We start from the raw sequence: 21,780 nt of genomic DNA on the forward strand, positions 1-21,780 counted from the left end.
ATTCCTCTACTAGCGCAAAAACGCTTCATGCAAACCACCATCAACACTGATGACCTGTCCGGTGGTTTTGCTTAGTTGACCAGAAATCAATAAATAGGCTGCTTCAGCTTGGTCTTCTGGCGTAATAGGTTGTTTGGTTAGGGTGCGCTGGGCATAAAATCCCGCTAACTTGGTGCGCAACGAATCGGTTTCTTCCGTTTCATCGAAGGCGATAGCGTATTTACTTAAGGATGAAATCACCCGCTCCCTGGGAAACATAGTGCTGCCTTGTACGACGGTAGCGGGTGCCAGTGCATTTACATTAATTAACGGCGCGAAACTAACCGCTAGCTCTCTGACTAAATGATTGGCCGCTGCTTTGCTGGTATCGTAGGCTAAAGAGCCTTTTTTGGAGACGGCGGCATTCACACTGGTAGTCAGTACCATAGCGCCTTTGAGATTTTGCCTTTGCCAAATAGAATTAGCCTCAGTCCCAACTATGTAACCCCCCTTCACATTGACGGCAAAGCTGGTATCAAAAATAGTATCGTTGCGCTGATAATCTTCACCTTCAGCGACAAATACGCCAGCGGTGACTATCACATTATCGATGCCGCCGTAGGCTAACAAAACTTGTTCAAACATCGCCTTAACACTGTCACGCTGAGTAATGTCTACGCACAGCGCAATAGCTGGCCCACAACTTGAAATACCGCTACCTGATACACCGATACCCTGGCCGTATTGGGCAGTCAGTTCCGCCGCCGTGACCTCTGCCGCTGCAAAACGTAAGTCAGCACAAACCACGTGGGCACCTTCGCCAGCAACGCGGTGAGCAGTGGCTTTACCTATACCGTCACCGGCACCAATCACTACTACCACATTACGTGCGAGCGTTTGCTCTGCTGGCATACGTTGTAATTTAGCCTCTTCCAGGGCCCAATATTCGATATCGAACGCTTCTTGTACAGGCAAGGCCGTGTATTCACTGATCGCTTCGGCTCCACGCATGACTTCAATGGCGCAATTATAGAATTCAGCAGTAACACGGGACTCGCTCTTGTTTTTACCCCAGGCAATCAAACCGATACCGGGGATCAATACCACGGTAGGGCTTGGGTCGCGCATGGCCGGTGAATCATCACGTTTACATTGCTGGTAATATTTGGCGTAATCGTCACGATATTGTGCAAGACTCGATTTAAAATTGGCAACCAGAGTATCAAAGCTGTCATTTTGTGGATCAAAGTCGACCAACAAAGGTTTAATTTTGGTACGTAAAAAATGATCGGGACAAGAGGTGCCGAGTGCCGCTAAACGAGAAGCATCATGACTATTGACAAAACGTAAGGTCGTATCGTCAGTTTGCACCGTACCAATAAACTTAACTTTGTCAGATAATAATCCACGGGCAACCGGTAAAAACTCAACCAGTAACGCATTGCGCTGGGTTTCACTCAAACTTTGGTATTTTTGGCCGCCAAAGGTATGTTCTCCCTTGTCGTGTTGTTCAATATAGCGAGCTGCAGTTTCTATAACCCATAACGAAGTTTCATAGCAGCTTTTGCTTTCACTGGCCCAGTTCGTGTGGCCATGCTGTCCTAATAAAATACCTTCTATTTCAGGTTTAGCGGCAAAGGCGTCTTCGCATACCTTAGCGGCTTCCCAACCAGGGCGCATCCAAGGTACATAGGCTAATTTACCGCCCCACACTTTTGCGGTTAGGGCTTCTTGATCTTTACACGAGGCAATGGCAATGACTGCATTGGGATGCAAATGGTCGATGTGTTTTTCGTTGATCATGGAATGCAGTGGGGTATCGATGGACGACGCTCTGGGATTTAAACAAAAATTGCAATGTTTAAACATGCCGACCATGGCATCTTCAGCTGCTGACTTATAACCTTTAACCACTTGCTTTTGATACAGCTTGTCTAGGTCTTGTAATTTCCCTTCATATAAAGAAGAAAAGTTTTCTTTTTTTGACGTTCGCAGATCACCACCTGAGCCTTTAACCCACAACACTTCAACCTCTTCACCGGTTAACGGGTCGGTTTCCATTAATTTTGCAGAGGTATTGCCGCCACCTGTGTTGGTAATGCGTTGATCTTCACCAAGCTTGTTGGAGCGATAAACTAAATTATCTACTGGTCCTAATGCGTCTGCGATTTCATCTTCCCACAGATAGTTGACATGTTTATATTCGATTGGACGGTATGCCATTGGTGATTCCTGTTCAATGAGTTCAAACAAAGTTGCATAAAAAGCACAACGCGTTAACAAACAATATACATTCATTCCGAATCATGTCAATCATATTCAATCAAATATAGTCAAATTAGCATTTAAAAAAGACTGAAATCCGTGAAGATGCACAACACAGTAGTATTTTTATCTAGGTTTGTAGCGTCGAAGTTTGTTTTTTGGCTTAACTAAGTGAATACGTCATTCGGAGATGCAAAAAATAGGAGGGCTTGTGTTAATCTGCAGCGTTTATGATAATGACCTCAATACCTGCTTGTCTGAAGATATCTAATACTTTTGGATCAGCATGGCTGTCTGTTATCACCATATCGACGTCAGACAAGGTGCTAAATATAAGATTTCCTTTTACGCCAATTTTTGAACTGTCGGCTAATACAATGAGTTTCTCTGCCCGTTTACGTAGCTTTTGTTCCGCGCGAATGAGCAAAGGATCTGTCTCCATGACTCCGAACTCGCTGATACCAGGTGTCCCCATAAACATTTTGCTGCCGTGATAATTTTGAATAGTATCATTCTCAAAAGCACTTAAAATAATACTTTGTTTGCGATAGATTTCGCCACCGGGCAAGGTAATTTGATTATCACTGTTTTCTAATAATTCTTGTGCTAACACAAACGAGTTAGTGAGGATATTCATGTTTCTAGTGCGTAAAAACTCGGCCATCATATAGGTAGAACTACCGCCATTAATAATAATGGATTCGTCTTCTTCACATAGCTCAACCGCCTTTTGTGCAATTAATCGTTTGGTATTGGGGTGACGTTCTTTAGCTGCTAAAAATGCACTCCCTGATATTTTTCGAGCCGGTTTGTCCTTAGCCAACAGCGCTTCACAGCCGCCTCTTATTTTCTTTATTTTTTTGTCACCCGCTAATTTTAACAGGTCTCGACGGATAGTGGCTTCCGACGCATTTAATTGATCGCATAACATTTTTACACTGGCAAAAGTATTTTCTTCAAGCAGCTCAATAATTAGTTGTTGACGCTGTTTTTCTAACATAAACACTCTTCCTCAATAATAAAATGGTCGCTACATATAGTTATGTATAGGTACTTGTACTTAAAAATAAGTCAAGTAGTGAAAGGCTAAACGGCTCCCTTACAATCCATGCAAATACCATAACGGTAAAGTTTGCTAGACTACCTATTCTACTAATGGACTAAGTTAACCATAAAAACACTCATAATCAATCAAATAATGAAAAACGTGATTGAATTAACTTGTTTTATTTATTAAATCTAGCCAATGTTGTTTATATTCTGCCAATCCAGTAAATGAACTTCCTAAACAAACGCCATGCTCCACTTTAACTTTTCCTTGTTGCCATTGACTTAATAGCGCAGCGCCCTGCACTGTGCCACTGTCGTCTGTGGATAAAAACACCGTTTGGGTCTGACGGAGTTGGGCGATAAGTTGGCACATCAATGAGTTTTGCAAAAATGCGCCCTCGATGTATATGGCACCTGAAGAGGACAATTGATTGAGTTGGTAGTCAATCATTAAAACACAATATAAAGTGGCAATCGTTTGGGCATATTGACTCTTATTAGGCGCTTTTATAATGGGACTCATACCTCCAAAAGGACCATTTCCGCCACTAAAATCAGGGGTCACCATAAACTTTTGGTCTAATACAAATTGTAATACCGAGGCGGAACATACTTGCTCATGGCCCCCCCCCAGTTGAGTACAAATGGTTTCATATTCCCGGCCCCCCATAAATCGTGCGCAAGGAACAGGATTACCCAAGACATCCACGTTGGCTAACATATCCTTATGCTCATCTAATCTAGCCAAAGAACCTGAAGACATTAGAATAGTCCAGGTGCCACTCGATATAACGGTAAATTCACTATTATCAAGGCGACTAGCATGTTGCTGTTGATTACGTAAATAGCGCAAATAACTGGCATTGCTATCATGTACACCTACAAATACCTTACAGTCATATTTGAGCCCAGTTTGCTTAAGCACTTTAGTTTGCACATTCGCTATTTCAGTCCATGCAGGAACTGGCTTACCTAACAATGTCCGCCAAGATAACCTATCCACCAAGGATGAATAATTGCCTGTTTGTGGTGCCCACAGATCCGTATGACACCCCAGTGACGTCACCTCTGTTGTGCAAAGGCCGGTGAATCGCCAAGCCCAATACTGGGGGTACATCAGGATATGAGTTACTTGTGAAAATTCAGCAGGAAATGAACGATTTAACCAATAAAGCTGTCGTCCCAGGTTTAAACCGGCGGGCAACGCAGGTGAAGCAGTCTCCGTAAATGCAGGCCTTAGTTGGGTATATTCTTCGTCAAAATCTTGTATCTCGTTGTACTCATAATCTAAAATAGGTAACACTAAACCATTTTCATTTTTTGTGGCAGGATTGATCAGGGCAGCCGTTGCGCCGTGAGTCGTCACAATTATGGCTGAAATATCTTGAGTGATTGACCAGGACTGTAAGGTCGTAATCAACCACGTCCATATGGCGTCTACATCTGCCTGTGGATACAATTCAGTTTGCTTTACCTGATTTTTGTTTTTTGCCTCAACAAGGGTATTAAAGCAAGCATCCACTACCTGTAGCTTTATATGGGTTTTCCCGATATCAAAAACTAACGTGTATTGATTCTTCACAATTATTCCATTAACAATCATTTTCAATCATATGGAAAGATATTTACATTTTTTTAATATTTTGTCTACTGAAGATAAAGTGAGGGCATATGCGCCACCGCTTTTATTCAGCGTTGATGTAGATCATAAATAGGTGTTTATGACTGAGCTTACGGCAGCATAGCGTGACTTCGGCAAGAAAACCTAAGTCAGCCTATTGTAGCTGGCTTGTGGATAATTCCAGGGCAGGTAATTTTCTGGGGTTACTTTTACTTTGGTATTTTGCCTGTTGCAGCAGCGTAGAATATTCAAACACATTGATCCCGGCTTCACTGCCGTAAGCTCACAATCCATCAGGCCATCAACGAGCCAATACCAGTTAAAGGTAGATTCAATGGCCACCATTTTTATTTACTCCTTGCAAGAGGCAAGTAACTCACGTGTGGCGTGTAAATTGTTGTCGATACGCTTATCCACAACTTTGTTATCCACTTCATCTATGACAACCACGACGTGATTTTTTGAATGTAAGTCAGTGCCCGAATAAAATGACATAATAGCCTCCCGTTTGTGAAGGTTTGAGCACCATTCAGCATAGCTGAACACGAGCTTGGAGGCATTACGCCCATGCGCAGCACTTGATGCTCAATGGAGGCTGGTTGTTCCCAGGTCGCAACCCATTCGTCCCCTCTCGACACGCCAGTTAAGTCGTGCCTGTAAAGCGGCTGCACACGATGCTGAGATTGAAAAACGGGTGTCCATGCACACCTTACGGCACAGCTTCGCGACGCACCTGCTGGAAGCCAAAGTCGATATTCGCGTTATACAGACCTTACTGGGACAGAGTAATTTGGAAACCACGGCCTTGTATGCACAAGTTGCAACCAAATTATTGCATGAGGTCGTCAGTCCACTTGATACGCTGAAGCTCACACATTGAGTGACATGACATGCCACGCAACTCACTTGAGGTGGCAGATATCTTGCGTATTTATGGCGCGCAGTACAAGGCAGCACAGCAAGGACATTTTAGTCTCAATCAACTCAAAGTCATGTCGGCCATCCAGCCCTGTAGAAGCGGACAATTGGGTGGTCATCTATTACATTGCCCACAATGTGATACGCAATTAATGGCTTATAATTCCTGTCGCAATCGACACTGCCCTAAGTGCCAATCATCCTCCGCTAAGCGCTGGCTTGAGGCGAGACAAACCCAATTATTACCTACAGAGTATTACCATGTGGTGTTTACCTTGCCCGCAGCCATCAGTCAGTTAGCCTTTTACAATAAGTCTCAGATGTATCACTTGTCGTTCAAAGCCGCATCGCAAACCTTACTCACGATTGCCAAAGACCCTAAACGCTTAGGCGCGCAGATTGCGCATGACCATGGTATTGCATACCTGGGGCTCCGCCATGACTCATCATCCGCATGTGCATTGTATTGTGCCTAGCGGTGGGATAAGTACAGACAAGCAACAGTGGCAGGCATGTAAAACAGGATTCTTTTTACCTGTACGGGTGCTGTCTCGTCTGTTTCGGCGCTTGTTTGTCGAAGGGTTACGTCAATTGTATGCAGATAATGCCTTGCTGTTTTATGGCGATTTAACAAAACTGATTGAGCCTAGGGACTTTAGTGAGTGGTGTACACAGCAGCAAAGTAGGGAATGGGTCGTCAGGCACCTGTCAGTGTAACCTGTCAGATTCTACAGGTCCCAGAGTCTAGTTTACTTAGTCTAGGCTCGTTTTTATTATCTTATCAATGGGTTATGATATTTATATCAAGTTGTATTAGCTGCATATTGTTTGTTAACCTGATTTGGTATTTTTAAAGTTTACCTTTAAGCAATTTAATCTGATTTATTTGATGAAAGCTCAGTTTATCTGAGATTCAAGCTATTCAAGGAAGAAGACATTGAAAACTGCTCGTTCGTTTATTTGTACTGTCTTATGTTTAATCCTCCTAATTGCCTGTGATTCTAACGACCAATATCGTGAAGAAAGTAAGTTAATTAATGGTTATATAAGCAATATTCAAAGAGTCCTGCAGGCTCATAGTAACGGTATTAATAATGCTAAAACTTTGGCGGATTACGAACTCCAGCAGGGTGTCTCATTAGATAATTTAGCCAAGGTTAAAGCTGGATTTCAGAAATATCCTACGTTCAGCGAACTTCAAGCCGTCATCACTACTGTAGATTTCGCCCTGTCGAGATTATTTGTAAGAAATCAGCAAATTTTCGCCCTTTCTGCTCCGATATGGAAAGAAGGAGATGAAAAACTCAATAAACTAAAAGATCCAGAATATTATGCCTACCACCAGCGTACTTTGTCTGAGTTGCATGCAATGATGGAAGAATTTATCAGTATTTTGAAGGAGCACAAAACAGAAGTACGCCAAAAAATGCTTTCAACAGATTTATCCGAGGAAAGGCGAAAAATGCTTTGGCCTGCGCTGAGTCGTTTATTATCTGAGCACATCACCTCTTTCAGACCGCAAATCTACGTTATCCGCCAATCTGCAGAAAATGAGGCCAAAAGGGCAGATTTCTTATTTGAAAATAGAGAAAAATATGAATTTAGCCAACAAAGCGGATTAATCTTCAATAATGCAGTCCTGGCCTCTCGATACAATTCCATGCTTCAAACCATGCAGTACTGGCAAAATGACGCGAATGATAAGCTGCATCGAGGCTTTTAGGCCAAGAATAACAGGGTGGGTAATGATTTTTATCCGCACACCATTCGATCTAGCATTTGAATCCACTACAGCCGCTAATGAGTTTTTCTTGCAATGGGAAAATAACGGATATAGTAAACTCGCTGACTTATATCGTTCTCAGCAAAAGGATGCATCTAAACCCTAAGCCATTTTAACCCTTGCCCCCAAGGCTAGAATACCTGGCTGGGTGCACTTATCCTATGCAGTTAGTGAGAATGGTAGAACCCAAGACATTACTGTGATTGAAGTGAGTCAGGAAGGAGGCTTCACTGAAGATGCAGTAAGAACATTGTTTAAATGGCTATATCTGCCGGCACTATCTGATGCAGGTAAACCCATAAAAAGCCATGAGCTTCAGGTGAAGCTAGAAGTTGAATAGTATGCCCGTCTATGCAGACATCTATGAATTTTCCCTGTTGATCTACACCAGAGCATAATTTTTATTCAGGCCAGTTTTGACCTAGCCGGTTAAGCAGATCTCCATATTTGTCACCCTTTTACCTTCATTGTGCCCGCTGCAATGCAGTATTTGTATCGTAGTTCTTGATTGAGTCTATTGTTTCGTGCTGCTATTAGGCTACTCTTTTGGCGTTTTTTGTAGCGCTTGTAATCAAAGTTTGTTGTAATGTGCTGATAATAATTAAATAAAATAAAGCTTAATCTATGTATGCAGGTTGGCGAGAGTATCTTAAGCAACACTTCAAGAAACCGTCTAAGTATTTTTCCATTGGTATTGAATTTGGAATAGATGCCATTCAGGTGTCCGTACTGCTGAAAGACAAGCAAGGAGTGCGCTGGGTTAAACAGCAACTGTTATCCACCAATAATTGGCAGAAAAGACTTGCCGATTATGTATCCCAGCAGTCACTTACCAATACAGCCTGCCACGTTGTGCTTGCCGCAAGCAAGTATCAAGTACTACAAGTCGATAAACCTCTGGTTAAGTCAGAAGAAGTAGCGCAAGCTCTTGTTTGGAGTGTTAAAGACCTACTGCCAATCCAAGATGATGTTGTCATTGATTACTTTGATTTACCTGCGCAAAGTGCCGGTGCAAATAAAGTTAATGTTGTAGCAATGTCGAAGTCAGAATTAAAAAATATCACTGATGGCTTAAACGATTGCGGGTTAGATATAAGAACTATCGGTGTATTAGAGTTGGTGGTGGCTGATCTTGTTGAGCAAACAGACGAAGCCGTAATGACGTTAGTACAAGAAGCGGGGCAAGAAATCTGCCTTAATATTATTAAAGCTGGGCAAGTGTATTTTTCAAGGCGTCTTCGAGGTTACGAAAACTTATCCACCTTTAGTGAAAAAGAATTAGAAATGGGTGTGGGCGACAATCTGAGTGTTGAGATACAGCGCTCGTTAGACTACTTTGAAAGTCAGCTGCGTCAGGCGCCAGTGAAGAATTTATTGATTAGTATTGAATCCAGTCATTTGGAAAAATTAATCGAGATATTACACCAGATGACTTTTATGACAGTAGAAGTACTGCAACCTAAAATTGCAAAGATAGATGACTTGCAATATCGCAGCGGATTAATTGGCAGTCTGGGAGCTGCCTGCATGCAAAATAATGGACCGGACCATGAAAACTAGAATAGATTTCTTCCGAGATGATCTCAGACCCAAGATCGTCCTGATCAATTTGAACTTTGTGATGCTCTTAGCAATGCTAAGTTTTGCCTTCATAATGGGCATGTGGTTCTGGTCAAATAGCCAAATACAACAGGCAACGCAAGAAATTGATTACTTGCTGGCAGATGTTGAGCGAAAAAAATTCTTGGTTGATTCTTTGATTGAAGCGAAAGATTCTCGGAGTCAAGACCACACTATTGTGGCGTCAGTTGAAAAGCATCAGCAGGAATTAGATGTTAAATTAACTATCTTGGATCAGTTGAGTCATCGAGAAACTCAAAAGATTAATGGTTTTTCAAAGCTTATGCTCGATCTTGCCGCCAATCACCCAAGCAATTTGTGGTTAACCCAGATTTTATTGGACGAGCGGAAGTTGTTTTTAGAAGGGACAGCAACAGATTCTACTGCACTACCAAAGTGGATAGGCATGTTAAATCAAGCCGAGTACTTTTACGGTAAAGAGTTTGCTGGCGCTCGCATCAACCGAATTGACAACGACCAATTACGTTTTGTGTTGAGCTCTGAATTAGATGACGTCAAAAAGGGGGCTGAATGAGTCGCACCTTAGGGGAACAATATCAGCGTATCCAAAATCAGTTTTACGCTCTTTCCTTAAGAGAACGTGTGCTGACGGCCATTGCCACTGTTATTTTAATTTTGCTCGGTGGAACCGTTTTATTTGTTGAGCCTTTGCTGGTGCAATGGGAAAGTAACAAAATGGAAATTCAGCGCCAGAGCGCTGAGGTTGCCCGTTTAGAAATCCAAATTGCAGCACTTCAACAAAGCTTACAACAAGATCCCAATGCGCCAATAAAAGCCCGTCTAGCTAATCTTCAGCTTCAAATCAGCGCGGCAGATCAATCGTTAGCGAGGCAAACTGAAAATTTGGTCCCCGCCAATAAAATGCCACAATTACTAGACAGTGTTTTCGCTCAGTTCGAAACCTTGAAATTGTTAGAAATGCGCTCTATTGCGCCGACTAAGTTACTCGCCCTTGAGGATGAAAAAAAACTAACTGATGTGAATCTATATCAGCATGGGGTAACGCTCACGCTGGAAGGTAAATATTTTGAAATTCAGCAATATTTACAGCGAGTCGAAGCCTTACCTTATCAGTTCTATTGGAAAAAATTCAATTATCAGGTTGGCGAATATCCCAGTGCTAAGGTGCAAATTGAGATTTATACTCTAAGTACCAGCCGAGCTTTTATTGGAGTATGGACGGATGCGTAAAGTGTTTTTTGTGCTGCTCTATCTTGGCCTTAGCCAAGCCGGTGGGCAACAGTTGAGCGACCCCACACAACCAAAAGGATTTATTGCTGGCAACAGCGCTGCGGGTAAAGAAAGCGGCAGTTCATCCATTATTGCCGTTTCTGCAGTGATTATCAAAAGTACTGGTAATCATGCGGTTCTTAATGGTGATACTGTTGCTGAAGGCCAGCGCTGGCATGGCTATATTGTGGAAAAAGTACACGATAAGGGTGTAGTACTTTCAGCCCAAGGCCGTGAAACTGAATTATTTATTAATCAATTCTCTATTAAAAAAGATGCATCGAATGACTTCTAAGCAAATACTAATTATCGGTTTGGCGCTTACATTGTTAGGCTGTAAAACTACTTCTGAAACCGGCCCTGCACAACAGTCTATGGACAATGCATTGGAACAACAAGTTTCCGCCATGCAAGATGAAGCTACCAAGCCGTTGGATAGCCTACCTGATGTAGTCAGTCAGGCGCTTCTTCCCGATCAGTCGGCCGCACAAGGACCTTTATTTAGCGAAGAAAAGTATGATATCAATGCGCAAGGCGTTGATGCAGTCAGCTTCTTCGCCGGTTTAGTAGCTGATACGCCATACAGTGTGGCTATTCATCCCGAAGTTAGCGGTAAAATTTCGTTAACGCTAAAGCAGGTTTCTTTGGCCCAGGTGTTCAGTTTGGTCTCTGATTTGTATGGGTACGATGTTCAGCAGCTTGATCAAATATTTCGTGTTTTCCCATCCGGCATGCGCACCGAAACCTTTGCTGTTAACTATTTGTTGATGCAAAGAGACGGTATGACCCAAACCAGTATTACATCAGGAGGCGTGTCGCAAAATCAAGGCAATAACAATAACGGAAGTAACAGCAACAGCGTCAATAATTTCAGTGGTAATTCTTCAAGTGGCAATAATGTCGGTGGTTTGAGCAGCAATAATATTAATGGCACCAATATTAGCACTCGCACCGATACTGACTTTTGGAAAGACCTACAAGCGACCTTGCAATCTATGATCGGCAGCGAAGATGGCCGCATGGTTATGGTTACACCGCAAGCCGGCTTGGTCACGGTAAAAGCCATGCCCACGGAAATACGCAATGTTCGAGACTACCTCAAAGTATCTGAAGAAATTGTTAAACGTCAAGTGGTGCTAGAAGCACGTATTATTGAAGTATCCCTAAGCGATGAATATCAACAGGGGATAAACTGGAATCAAATCGCCGATCGTAGCGGTAGCACAGAATTGTCTTTTTCTACTACAGCGGGTACGTTTGGCAATGGTATAACAGCCGCGTTAGGTGGGATCACCAGTTTGTCATTCCTAAATGAAGACTTCTCTGGTGTACTAAATTTACTTCAAACCCAAGGCAATGTGCAGGTCTTGTCGAGTCCTCGAGTGACCGCAACCAATAATCAAAAAGCAGTGATAAAGGTGGGTGATGATGAATATTTTGTTACCGACGTGTCAAACCAAAACACTATTACTTCAGGTACCACTACGGTTACGCCGAATATTGAACTGACGCCTTTTTTCTCCGGTATTGCCTTAGACGTCACCCCGCAAATAGATGATAAAGGCGGCGTCTTATTACATGTTCATCCATCAGTCATTGAAACAGATGAACAAGAGAAAGTGATTACCTTAAATGAAGAGCGCTTTGTTTTACCTTTAGCGCAAAGCAATATTCGAGAGTCTGATACTGTGATCCACGCCAACTCCGGTGAGATTGTGGTCATCGGCGGTTTGATGCAATCCATGGTCTCCGAACGGGATTCTAAAACGCCATTTTTAGGTGACATTCCAATCCTCGGCAATTTGTTTAAGAGTAAAAATGACGTTGAAACCAAGAAGGAATTGGTGATTTTGTTAAAGCCTACAGTTGTAGATGCAAACACCTGGCGTCAACAGCTCAAGCAGAGTCGTGATCAGATGGCAGATTGGTTATACGTGGAATAACACTATGTACCTTTACCATTACGGCATAAAGGAATTACCGTTTACTCTGACCCCGAATACTAATTACTTCTTTGGCTTACCGAGTCATAAAGAAGCGATTGCGGTATTGTTAACGGCGTTAAAAACCGGTGAAGGCTTTATCAAGGTCACCGGTGAAGTAGGTACGGGTAAAACCTTAATCTGTCGTAAACTGCTCAATGAATTGCCGCAAGATTTTGTCACGGCATACATCCCTAATCCCTATTTAAGTCCGGTTGAGCTAAGACGAGCAGTGGCCAGTGAACTCAATGTTAGTTTGACTGATCATTCAGACCAGCAGGAATTCACACAACGTATTCAACAGCGCCTTATTCATATACATCAACAAAACAAAGGTGTGGTGCTAATCATTGATGAAGCGCAGGCTTTACCGATGGAAAGCATAGAGGCGTTACGGCTGATGACGAATCTAGAAACCGAGTCGCGTAAATTACTTCAAGTGGTGCTGTTTGGTCAGCCAGAGTTGGATGAAAAGCTTGCTTTGCCTGAGCTAAGGCAGCTTAAACAACGAATTACCTTTTCTTATACCTTGAGAATGATGGACGTTGATCAGGTTTATCAATACGTGCGTCACCGTATGAGTGTAGCTGGCTACCAAGGAGCCGAAATCTTTAACCGGCAATGCTGTCAGAAATTATTTAAAGCCAGCAATGGTACGCCACGCATTGTCAATGTGTTATGTCATAAGTCTTTGATGCTCGCGTTTGGAGAAGGTAAACAGGTTGTCGAGCCCCGCCATGTAACACTGGCTATTCGCGACACAGAGGCGGCTGAATTACCTGCTAGCCACACTAGATTGGCAGTGTTGTTCAGTTGTTTAGTTGTGGCTGTGTTATTAGCCGCTTATGTGCACTATCAAGGGTGGACATTATGAGCGTGGTAAATAAAATGCTGCAAGACTTAGAGGCCCGTAAAGATCAGCCGGTTAATGCCAATGCGGATTACCATCCGCCTAGTCACAGCGCATCCTCTAGAACGTGGATAATCATGGTGTTATTGCTAGTAGTGGGTGGTATTATCATTTGGCAATTGCAACCCAGTTTTTTGGATACTGAATCAGCGCAAACAACCATTATTCCCGTCGCCGCGCCGCTTGCAGCGGCTGGCACTTCAAGCGCCCCAACTGAGCCTTCTTCGAATTCGTCAGCTAGACCTGCTTTAGTCGAAAACATTACCGAGCAGACACAAAATGCCTTGTCGGGCCACCGCTTCAACCAAGCCCCCGAAGTTCAGTCGAGTAGCAGTAGCCAAAGCGGGGAAAATGCTGCGCAATTGCCAGATGAGCAAGCGCTGGAAGTCCAGTTGCAACCACAAGCCAAGACTGAAACCCCTGTTGATGTGACGTCCCAAATTACTGCCCAAGATGAATATCTGACTTCCGTTGCCGAACCAATTGACGCTTGGCCTGCGAAGGTTGAAAAGGCTTCGGCTGAAATGAAAGTGAAGCCCAGTCAAGCGGCGAACAGTGAGTCTGATTTACGCCAGCAAGTTCAAATCGCCCTCGCGCGAGGTGACGATGATAGTGCCATTGAGTTACTGAAAAAACTATTGCAGGTAGCACCGGATAACGACGCTGCGCGAAAACGCCTTGCTTCCATGCAGTTTGCCAACGGCAATCAATTACAGGCTGATCATGTATTGATTGAGGGAATGAGCAGGCAACCTGATAACTATGACTTACGCTTGATGCGGGCCCGTCTTTATGTACAAATGAAAAATCCAATTAAGGCCCATGATTTATTAGCTCAATACAACTTAAATGCCGTTCAAGCGCCGGATTACATATCTTATCGTGCCTCTTTAGCGCAAAAAGTCGAGCGTTTTGCGCAAGCTCGCTTGGACTATTTAGCCCTGACGCAAAGCCAGCCAGCTAATGCCAAATGGTGGTTAGGCTTGGCTGTTGCAGAAGAGCGTTTAGACCATCGTCAGCCAGCCTTAGAAGCTTATCAACACGCAAAAGAGTTAAACCAATTGTCTAGTGAAGTGAGCAAGTTCGTCGAACAAAGAATTCAGTACCTAGCGGGGGGGAAGTAATGCAAGCAAAAACAAAAATCCGTTTAGGTGATTTGCTGGTTCAAAACAATATAATTTCAGACATACAACTGAAGCAGGCCCTAGTGGCACAGCGTGAGTCCGGCCGCAAACTTGGTGCGGTACTGATTGAGCAAGAGTTTGTCTCCGAACATGATTTGCTAACCTTATTGTCTCAGCATTTAAATTTGCCATTGATCAACATTCCCGAATATCCGGTTCAGCAAGCCTATGTCAAGTTGCTGCCTGAAGTGCAAGCCCGCCGTTATCGCGCCATAGTGTTGGATGACAAAGGTGACAAGCTATTGGTGGGCATGAGTGATCCCGGTGATATCAACGCTATTGATGCATTAGCGGCATTATTACCTAAACCCATTGAACTGGCCGTTGTAGCAGAAACTCAATTATTCGAAGCGTATGATAATTTTTATCGACGCACAGAAGAGATAGCTTCATTTGCACAAGAACTGGCGGAAGAGTATCAAAGCGAAGACGAATTTGATTTCAGTCGTGGCATTGATGATGAACAAGACACCGCGGTTGCGCGTCTACTGCAATCTATATTCGAAGATGCCGTGCAGGCCAAAGCGTCGGATATTCATATTGAGCCCGATGAGGGCATATTACGCATCCGCCAGCGAGTAGACGGGGTGTTGCAAGAAAACATCATTAAAGAAAAGAATATTGCATCGGCCTTGGTATTACGTTTGAAATTAATGTCAGGTCTGGATATTTCCGAGAAGCGTTTGCCCCAGGACGGCCGTACCCAGATACGTATCAAAGGTCATGTCATCGACGTACGACTGTCCACCATGCCAGTACAAAATGGTGAGTCAGTGGTCATGCGTTTGTTAGATCAATCGGCTGGCCTGTTAACCTTAGAGCAAACCGGCATGCCGCCCACATTGTTGCGACGTTTGCGCACCTTGCTCAAACGGCCCCACGGAATGATCTTAGTTACCGGCCCAACGGGCTCAGGTAAAACTACCACCTTGTATGGGGCTTTAAGCGAACTTAATACTGCCGATACTAAGGTGATCACTGTTGAAGATCCGGTGGAGTATCGCTTACCACGGATTAACCAAGTCCAGATTAACAATAAAATAGGTTTAAGCTTTTCAAACGTGCTGCGGACAACGTTGCGCCAAGACCCCGACATTATTATGGTCGGTGAGATGCGCGACAAAGAAACCGTTGAAATCGGTTTGCGTGGGGCTTTAACCGGTCACTTGGTGTTATCAACCCTGCATACCAATGATGCCATCAGCAGTGCTATACGCCTGTTGGACATGGGGGCGCCAGGCTATCTGGTTGCCAGTTCGTTGCGGGCTATCATCGCTCAGCGCTTGGTGCGAAGAATATGCGAAAATTGTAAAGTCGATTATACCCCCAACGACGAGGAATTGTTTTGGCTGGGTAATATTGATGCTAGCGCAAAAACAGCCGGGTTCAAGCGTGGCTTGGGCTGTCAGAATTGTAATCAAAAAGGCTATCGTGGGCGCGTCGGGGTATTTGAGTTATTAGAAATGAGTGATGCCATGATGGATGCGCTAAAGGACTCAGATACCGTTGCCTTTAGCAAAGCCGCCGAGGCAAGTCCAAATTATGCCCCTTTAGCCAGCCTAGCCTTAACCTATGCAAAGATGGGCATTACTACAGTAGAAGAAGTATTGAGGTTAGTGGAAATGGTGGCAGATAGCCGCGTAACCGAAGGCAAAGACAATCTACAATCAGTAGATGTCGAGGGTGTTTACGATGGCCCAGTTTAGTTATACCGGGCGCAATGCAACGGGCGAGCTAACTAGTGGCTTCATTGAAGCGGCGGATGCTTCGACGGCTGCGAAGACATTGCTGGGCCGAAATGTGACTCCGTTGGATATTGCTGAATCTGATAAAGACCAAATGAGTGTTAACAAAGACCAGCAAATCAACTTTTTCACCCCTAGAGTCAGCCTAGAAGATCTGGTGATTTTTGCCCGACAAATGTATTCATTGAGTAAATCTGGTATCCCCATCTTGCGTTCAATAAATGGGTTAGCCGAAACCACTAACTCCAAACGTATGGCAGCCGCACTGCGCGATGTGGGAGACCAATTAGAAAGAGGTCGTTCATTGTCATCGGCGATGAACTTACACCCATATATTTTCAGCCAATTGTTTGTCTCTGTGGTGCACGTTGGTGAGAATACCGGTAAGTTGGACCAAGCCTTTTTACAACTTTCTGATTATTTGGTTCGGGAGCAAGAAACCCGTAAACAGATAAAAGCCGCGACCCGTTACCCTATCTTTGTGGTGATAGCCTTGGTGGTCGCCATAGTGATCATGAATATTTGGGTTATCCCGGTTTTTGCTGATATGTTCCAAAAATTTGATGCCGAACTGCCCATCATGACGCGATTTTTGCTAGGTATGTCGGATTTGTTTGTAACTAAATGGCCCTTTATGTTGCTAGCGTTAATATTAGGGGCAATAGCTATCAGACGTTATCTCGCTACCGATGTGGGGCGCTATAAATGGGATCGCAGGAAAACGCGTTTGCCGATTATAGGCTCAATTTTGGAGCGCACCTTGTTAGGGCGTTTCGCCCGCAGTTTTTCGATGATGTTAACCTCTGGTGTGCCATTGACTTCAGCTCTGACTTTGGTATCAGACGCCGTTGATAACCGCTTTATGGCGGAGCGCATTTTGACCATGCGCCGCAGTATCGAAAAAGGTGAAAGCCTCTCTCGGGTGGCCCATGCCAGCCAATTGTTCACTCCTTTGGTGATGCAAATGATCACTGTGGGTGAGGAAACTGGCCGGGTTGATGAGTTACTTGCAGAGGTCGCAGATTACTATGAACGTGAAGTAGACTATGATTTAAAAAGTTTAACTTCGAAAATAGAACCGATTTTAATTGTGATCGTTGCAGTAATGGTATTAATCCTAGCACTGGGTATATTCACCCCGATGTGGGAAATGATGGGCGCTTACAAAGGCAATAATTGATCTGAAAAGGTGTTAACAGACGGTGGATAAACAACAAGCAGGGCAAGAAAGTACTAGTAAGCTTTTCAGTAACATAGTGACGTTAATGGTGTTTGTACTGTTAATGGGCAGTTTCATTTATTATTTTAATGATTCTGAAAAAGACATGAAGTACGTGACTATGGAAGGTTTACAGCAACGTTTTGCCCGCAGTGTTGAATTGGCGCATTGGCAATGGGTCGCTGAAGGCAGTCCTAACATGATAGTGTTAGTGCACTACAGCCCACGCCCGGGCTCTAAGGGGGAGCCCATCGAAAGTGGTCGTAGTCCACTGCAAATGAATACTGATGGTTTTCCTCGGGTTGAGGCAAGCTCTGAAGGGTGTGAAAAATTGTGGAAAGGTGTGTTGAATATCCCCCTGTCAGTTGATGGATTCAAAGTATTTGCGGAATACTTTTCGGATACTGGTCAGACTGAGCAATCAACACAGCAAATATGTAGATTCCGCTTATCTGTTGGTCCAAGATTTGATTATCAAATCACCAATGGCCGAGTGAGTAATGTGACGGGTTAGTTAAAATGGAACAGGTATTATTGGCAACAGCAGGTTTTACCAATACAGCGATTGAACAGAGTGATGGTGAATAAATTATGAAAAATAGACAACAAGGTTTTACCCTGATTGAACTGGTTGTGGTAGTTATTGTGCTTGGTTTGTTAGCAGCCGTCGCTCTGCCACGTATGTTGGATATCACTAAGGATGCAGAAGATGCTACCGTTGAAGGGGTTGCGGGTGGGTTTGCCACTGGCGTGAGTTTGGTCAGAGCGGCGTGGGAGCTGGAAGGTCGTGCCGAAGAAAATTTTGGCACCAATAGTACTTCGGTGATCATTGATGGCGTGCAAGTGGGTATAGACAAAGATACCGGTTATCCTACTGGACAACTCAGTAATGACAGTAGCAGTGAAGATGACAGCATCAATGATTTGGATTGCGAAAGCACCTTCAATTTAATTATGCAAAGTGCGCCGACTATTTCGTCTCAGTGGAATCAACGCCCCTTTGAAAAGTTTCGTTACTTTACCAATTCAAGTGAAGGTACGGGTTCAGGTGGCAATGATCTCTGTTATTACTATCTAACCCAAACCATAAAGAATAGAACGGTAGAACCGACCAATCAGGATGTAGGCAATGGTTTTGTTTACGACCCTAGAATAGGTCAGGTCATAGTGTTTAGTAACAACTAAACAAGAAGCGGTTGGGCCTGATAGGTCTAACTAAATAGATTTTATAGTTAAAAATATTGCTTAACGGCTTAAGATAATTCAACTTATAGATATTATACAATTAGATAACTGAGGAAAGTAGCATGCAACAACGAGGTTTTACATTAATCGAACTGATCATTGTCATTGTGATTCTGGGCATTTTAGCGGTAACCGCAGCGCCACGCTTCATCGACTTAAGCAGTGATGCTAAGGCATCTACCCTTAAAGGCGTAAAAGCCGCGCTACAAGGCGGCGCCCAATTGGTTTATGCTAAATCATCTATTGCCGGTGAACAAACTAACGCCAATGCAGGTGATGATACCAGCAGAGTCACTATTGGTACTGTAGATGTCGATACCGACTTTGGTTATCCAGACGCTGATTCAATGAATGCAGCGATGCTAGCAGGTTGGGTACAACTTGATGTCAGCACAGATGGTGACTTTTCCTTTACTCCTGGTGCCGATCCTGTTTCTGCAACCAATCCAGCAGAAGGTACCTTTGCCATCTCTCCAGCTGGTGGCGCAGTTGATTTTACATCGGGAGCTACAACAGGCAGATGTTATGTGCTGTATGCCGATGCAACAGATACTAGCGCCCCTGTTGTTACTGTAGTAGATGACGACTGTTAAGCAGACGAAACCATGTCACAACTGGTTTCATAATGAGTTACGGTGAGGAATTCTCTGCAAGCTAAGCATACACTTGGCTTCACACTAGTGGAGCTGATTGTGGTCATCTTGCTTTTAGGGATCCTTACTGTTTTAGTTGCACCACGTTTTCAATCCAAAGGAAGCGTGGTGGAATATACCTACCAATCACGATTAATTTCTGCGCTGCGTACCATGCAGCAACGTGCTATGAATGACACCCGCGCAGGCTATTGTTTCCAGGTCAACGTATTTACCGGCAGCAACTCTTCTTTTGGACCTCCAACATTAAATTATCGCACTGGCGGAGCAGCAGCAACCTGCGCCAATACCATAGACAGTAGTGAAGCAGCTGATTACGTGACAGCGGACATTGATGAGTTCGTCAGTGATAAGGTCATTATTACCAGCGGTGCAGGCACCATAAACTTTAACAGCTTAGGCTGCCCGAACAATGGCGCGGGCTTTTGTAATAACCCGGTCAAAATTACCATTCAAGGGGTAAATACCCTGTCTGTTTGTGTTGAGTCCCAAGGGTATATTCATGCATGTGACTAAGCATCTCTATCGACTCGGTCAGTCTAAGGGGTTTACCTTAATCGAAATGGTCATAGGTATGCTGGTATTGGCTATTGTATTTGCCTTGATGACCAGTCTAATATTCCCTCAGGCCGGACGCAGTGTTGACCCTATCATGCAGGTGCGGGCCACTGAGTTAGCCAACTCGCTACTGCGTGAAATAAGTGCCAAAGCTTTTGATGAAACCAGCACCACTGGAATTCGCTGCAACGATGACCTAAACCAAGATGGTGAATTTGACAGTGACGATAACGAAGCAGCTTGCACCGCCGCTGCTAATTTTGGCCCAGAGGGTGAGACCCGTAACGCTATTGAGTCGAACTTTGACGATGTGGATGATTACCACGGCCTCAGCCAAGGTCGGGGTCAAGATGATCCAATTATTCTTAACTCATTGGGTGAAAGCATCGAAATCGATGGTCAAAACCTTTATGCAGGATTTAACTTTCAAGTAACAGTGGTGTATGACGGCAATTTAGATGGTGTGACTGATTCTAACCAAAGCGCAAAACTTATAACGGTGACAGTGGGCACTCCCAGTTTAGAGACGTTAGTATTCTCCACATACCGGAGCAATTACTAATGCTTCGCACTAGGCAAGAGGGTTTTACCCTCATCGAGCTCATTGCTGTGATAGTGGTGTTAGCTGTGCTGTCGGTTGGTATTGCTGGCTTTATTCGTACCGGTACGGATATTTATGTGGATGTAGCTGAGCGCGATCAAGTGCTTAGCGAAGGACGTTTTGTGGTGCAAAGGCTCAATCGAGAAATTCGTAATGCGCTGCCCAATAGTTTGCGAGTAAGCAGTAACGCCAGCGTACAATGTTTAGAATTTGTGCCCGTGCTGTTTAGCAGTTACTACTTTGATATTCCTGTGGCTCCCGAGCCGCAAACTGATCAAATAAAAGTCATTAAATCTGAGCAAAACACCTCGAAGTATAACTTTCAGAGTCACCATTCTATTATTGTGTACCCTACCTCTAATGCTGATGTGTATGGCTCGACGGGTCGTCGTCATCTCATTAAACAAGCGCCGGTACTAGACCCTGCAGATGACAAAAAGCTGTTAATCACCCTATCAGAACCGGTTCATTTTGTTGCAGACTCACCCAGTTCAAGGGCCTATGCCATTGGCGGACCGGTGAGCTATTGTGCATCGGAAAGCAAAGTATGGCGATTTGCAGATTATGCCTTTACCAGCAATCAACAACTGGATTTAACCAATGGCGTGCTAATGGCCGAAAACCTAGTAAATAGCATATCCGGCGGGGAACAAGACAAGCCCTTTCGTATAGCAGAGGCGACCTTAAGTCGAAATGCATTTGTTTTGACCTTGCTAAGGTTTGAATTGAATCAAGAGCAGGTGGTTTTCAACAACGAGGTACATATTCCTAATGCGCCTTAATCTATCTTTGCAAAAACAATCAGGCAGTATGCTGGTGATTGCTTTATTCGTTATCGTTGTAATGGCTGTGCTGGGGATAACAATGATCCGGCTGTTGAGCTCATCCGCAGATGCAATGATCCATGAGGTATATGGGGTACGCGCTATGCAGGCAGCCCAATCTTCTTTGGAGTTGACTATCAAAAATGCCTTTCCGTTGACTCAGGATGGCACGCCTATTTGTCGCACCACCACCAAGGTATTCCAAAATGTTAAAGGGTTGGAGAAATGCATCACTATAGCTAGTTGCACTAAGGTTTCAGGTTTTATTGATTCGGACGTAGAGCAATATAACTTTAAAAGCCTAGGTGTTTGTACGGCGGGTAAAGTCACCGCTAGTCGCACCGTCGCCGTTGATGGCATTGTGGAGTAGCT

24 protein-coding genes and 1 pseudogene are annotated in these 21,780 nt (G+C 43.9%); 21 read left to right on the top strand and 4 right to left on the bottom strand.

The window, feature by feature from the left end; all coding sequences use genetic code 11:
• Nucleotides 1-9: 9 nt before the first annotated feature.
• The 4 genes from QR722_RS01235 to QR722_RS01250 form a co-directional block, all read right to left on the bottom strand.
• Nucleotides 10-2,202, bottom strand: coding sequence for a bifunctional rhamnulose-1-phosphate aldolase/short-chain dehydrogenase (locus tag QR722_RS01235; protein ID WP_286284946.1), 2,193 nt, complete (start codon nt 2,200-2,202; stop codon nt 10-12).
• A gap of 256 nt (nt 2,203-2,458) precedes the next feature.
• The gene (locus QR722_RS01240) at nt 2,459-3,244 is read right to left on the bottom strand and encodes a DeoR/GlpR family DNA-binding transcription regulator (protein ID WP_286284947.1); all 786 of its coding nucleotides are present in this window, start codon (nt 3,242-3,244) and stop codon (nt 2,459-2,461) included.
• A gap of 216 nt (nt 3,245-3,460) precedes the next feature.
• Nucleotides 3,461-4,876 (bottom strand): FGGY-family carbohydrate kinase, encoded by a 1,416-nt coding sequence (locus QR722_RS01245; RefSeq protein WP_286284948.1) that lies wholly within the window; start codon nt 4,874-4,876, stop codon nt 3,461-3,463.
• A 390-nt stretch (nt 4,877-5,266) separates the two neighbouring features.
• Nucleotides 5,267-5,410 carry a hypothetical protein gene (locus tag QR722_RS01250; RefSeq protein ID WP_286284949.1) on the bottom strand — a complete coding sequence of 48 codons (144 nt, stop codon included), beginning with the start codon at nt 5,408-5,410 and terminating at the stop codon, nt 5,267-5,269.
• Between the two features lie 55 nt (nt 5,411-5,465).
• On the opposite strand from QR722_RS01250, the gene QR722_RS01255 reads away from it, so the two are divergent.
• From QR722_RS01255 to QR722_RS01360, 21 genes and pseudogenes are all read left to right on the top strand, one after another.
• Nucleotides 5,466-5,795, top strand: a complete 330-nt coding sequence (locus QR722_RS01255; RefSeq protein ID WP_286284950.1) for a tyrosine-type recombinase/integrase — start codon at nt 5,466-5,468, stop codon at nt 5,793-5,795.
• A gap of 10 nt (nt 5,796-5,805) precedes the next feature.
• Nucleotides 5,806-6,532: pseudogene (locus QR722_RS01260) on the top strand (IS91 family transposase); the annotation flags it as partial.
• Between the two features lie 238 nt (nt 6,533-6,770).
• Complete coding sequence (locus tag QR722_RS01270; protein WP_286284953.1) at nt 6,771-7,556, top strand: DUF3053 family protein; 786 nt, start codon at nt 6,771-6,773, stop codon at nt 7,554-7,556.
• A gap of 22 nt (nt 7,557-7,578) precedes the next feature.
• Entirely contained in the window at nt 7,579-7,722 is a 144-nt protein-coding gene (locus QR722_RS01275) for a hypothetical protein (protein WP_286284954.1), read from the top strand.
• Nucleotides 7,723-7,725: 3 nt separating this feature from the next.
• Entirely contained in the window at nt 7,726-7,956 is a 231-nt protein-coding gene (locus tag QR722_RS01280) for an energy transducer TonB (RefSeq protein WP_286287502.1), read from the top strand.
• Between the two features lie 284 nt (nt 7,957-8,240).
• Entirely contained in the window at nt 8,241-9,176 is a 936-nt protein-coding gene (locus tag QR722_RS01285) for an MSHA biogenesis protein MshI (protein ID WP_286284955.1), read from the top strand.
• Nucleotides 9,166-9,771: a PilN domain-containing protein gene (locus tag QR722_RS01290; protein ID WP_286284956.1), complete on the top strand. Its 606-nt coding sequence runs from the start codon at nt 9,166-9,168 to the stop codon at nt 9,769-9,771. The genes QR722_RS01285 and QR722_RS01290 overlap by 11 nt, the downstream gene beginning before the upstream one ends.
• Complete coding sequence (locus QR722_RS01295; protein WP_286284957.1) at nt 9,768-10,448, top strand: MSHA biogenesis protein MshJ; 681 nt, start codon at nt 9,768-9,770, stop codon at nt 10,446-10,448. Before QR722_RS01290 ends, QR722_RS01295 begins: the two co-directional genes overlap by 4 nt.
• On the top strand, nt 10,441-10,782 hold the full coding sequence (locus tag QR722_RS01300; protein ID WP_286284958.1) for a hypothetical protein: 342 nt from the start codon (nt 10,441-10,443) through the stop codon (nt 10,780-10,782). The genes QR722_RS01295 and QR722_RS01300 overlap by 8 nt, the downstream gene beginning before the upstream one ends.
• Complete coding sequence (mshL, locus tag QR722_RS01305; RefSeq protein ID WP_286284959.1) at nt 10,772-12,430, top strand: pilus (MSHA type) biogenesis protein MshL; 1,659 nt, start codon at nt 10,772-10,774, stop codon at nt 12,428-12,430. Before QR722_RS01300 ends, mshL begins: the two co-directional genes overlap by 11 nt.
• A 4-nt stretch (nt 12,431-12,434) precedes the next feature.
• Complete coding sequence (locus QR722_RS01310; protein ID WP_286284960.1) at nt 12,435-13,343, top strand: ExeA family protein; 909 nt, start codon at nt 12,435-12,437, stop codon at nt 13,341-13,343.
• Nucleotides 13,340-14,503 (top strand): tetratricopeptide repeat protein, encoded by a 1,164-nt coding sequence (locus QR722_RS01315; RefSeq protein WP_286284961.1) that lies wholly within the window; start codon nt 13,340-13,342, stop codon nt 14,501-14,503. Before QR722_RS01310 ends, QR722_RS01315 begins: the two co-directional genes overlap by 4 nt.
• Nucleotides 14,503-16,269 carry a GspE/PulE family protein gene (locus tag QR722_RS01320; protein ID WP_286284962.1) on the top strand — a complete coding sequence of 589 codons (1,767 nt, stop codon included), beginning with the start codon at nt 14,503-14,505 and terminating at the stop codon, nt 16,267-16,269. The genes QR722_RS01315 and QR722_RS01320 overlap by 1 nt, the downstream gene beginning before the upstream one ends.
• Entirely contained in the window at nt 16,256-17,488 is a 1,233-nt protein-coding gene (locus tag QR722_RS01325) for a type II secretion system F family protein (protein WP_286284963.1), read from the top strand. The genes QR722_RS01320 and QR722_RS01325 overlap by 14 nt, the downstream gene beginning before the upstream one ends.
• 22 nt (nt 17,489-17,510) lie before the next feature.
• Complete coding sequence (locus tag QR722_RS01330; protein WP_286284964.1) at nt 17,511-18,041, top strand: hypothetical protein; 531 nt, start codon at nt 17,511-17,513, stop codon at nt 18,039-18,041.
• Between the two features lie 77 nt (nt 18,042-18,118).
• Complete coding sequence (locus QR722_RS01335; RefSeq protein ID WP_286284965.1) at nt 18,119-18,712, top strand: prepilin-type N-terminal cleavage/methylation domain-containing protein; 594 nt, start codon at nt 18,119-18,121, stop codon at nt 18,710-18,712.
• Nucleotides 18,713-18,834: 122 nt separating this feature from the next.
• On the top strand, nt 18,835-19,365 hold the full coding sequence (locus QR722_RS01340; RefSeq protein ID WP_286284966.1) for a prepilin-type N-terminal cleavage/methylation domain-containing protein: 531 nt from the start codon (nt 18,835-18,837) through the stop codon (nt 19,363-19,365).
• 42 nt (nt 19,366-19,407) lie between these two features.
• Nucleotides 19,408-19,941, top strand: coding sequence for a prepilin-type N-terminal cleavage/methylation domain-containing protein (locus QR722_RS01345; protein WP_286284967.1), 534 nt, complete (start codon nt 19,408-19,410; stop codon nt 19,939-19,941).
• Nucleotides 19,928-20,545, top strand: coding sequence for a type IV pilus modification PilV family protein (locus QR722_RS01350; protein ID WP_286284968.1), 618 nt, complete (start codon nt 19,928-19,930; stop codon nt 20,543-20,545). The genes QR722_RS01345 and QR722_RS01350 overlap by 14 nt, the downstream gene beginning before the upstream one ends.
• Nucleotides 20,545-21,366 (top strand): PulJ/GspJ family protein, encoded by an 822-nt coding sequence (locus tag QR722_RS01355; RefSeq protein ID WP_286284969.1) that lies wholly within the window; start codon nt 20,545-20,547, stop codon nt 21,364-21,366. The genes QR722_RS01350 and QR722_RS01355 overlap by 1 nt, the downstream gene beginning before the upstream one ends.
• Nucleotides 21,356-21,778, top strand: coding sequence for a pilus assembly PilX family protein (locus QR722_RS01360; protein ID WP_286284970.1), 423 nt, complete (start codon nt 21,356-21,358; stop codon nt 21,776-21,778). The genes QR722_RS01355 and QR722_RS01360 overlap by 11 nt, the downstream gene beginning before the upstream one ends.
• The last annotated feature ends 2 nt before the right edge of the window (nt 21,779-21,780 follow it).

Origin of the sequence: Aliiglaciecola sp. LCG003 (assembly GCF_030316135.1) — a bacterium.
Lineage (GTDB): Bacteria > Pseudomonadota > Gammaproteobacteria > Enterobacterales > Alteromonadaceae > Aliiglaciecola.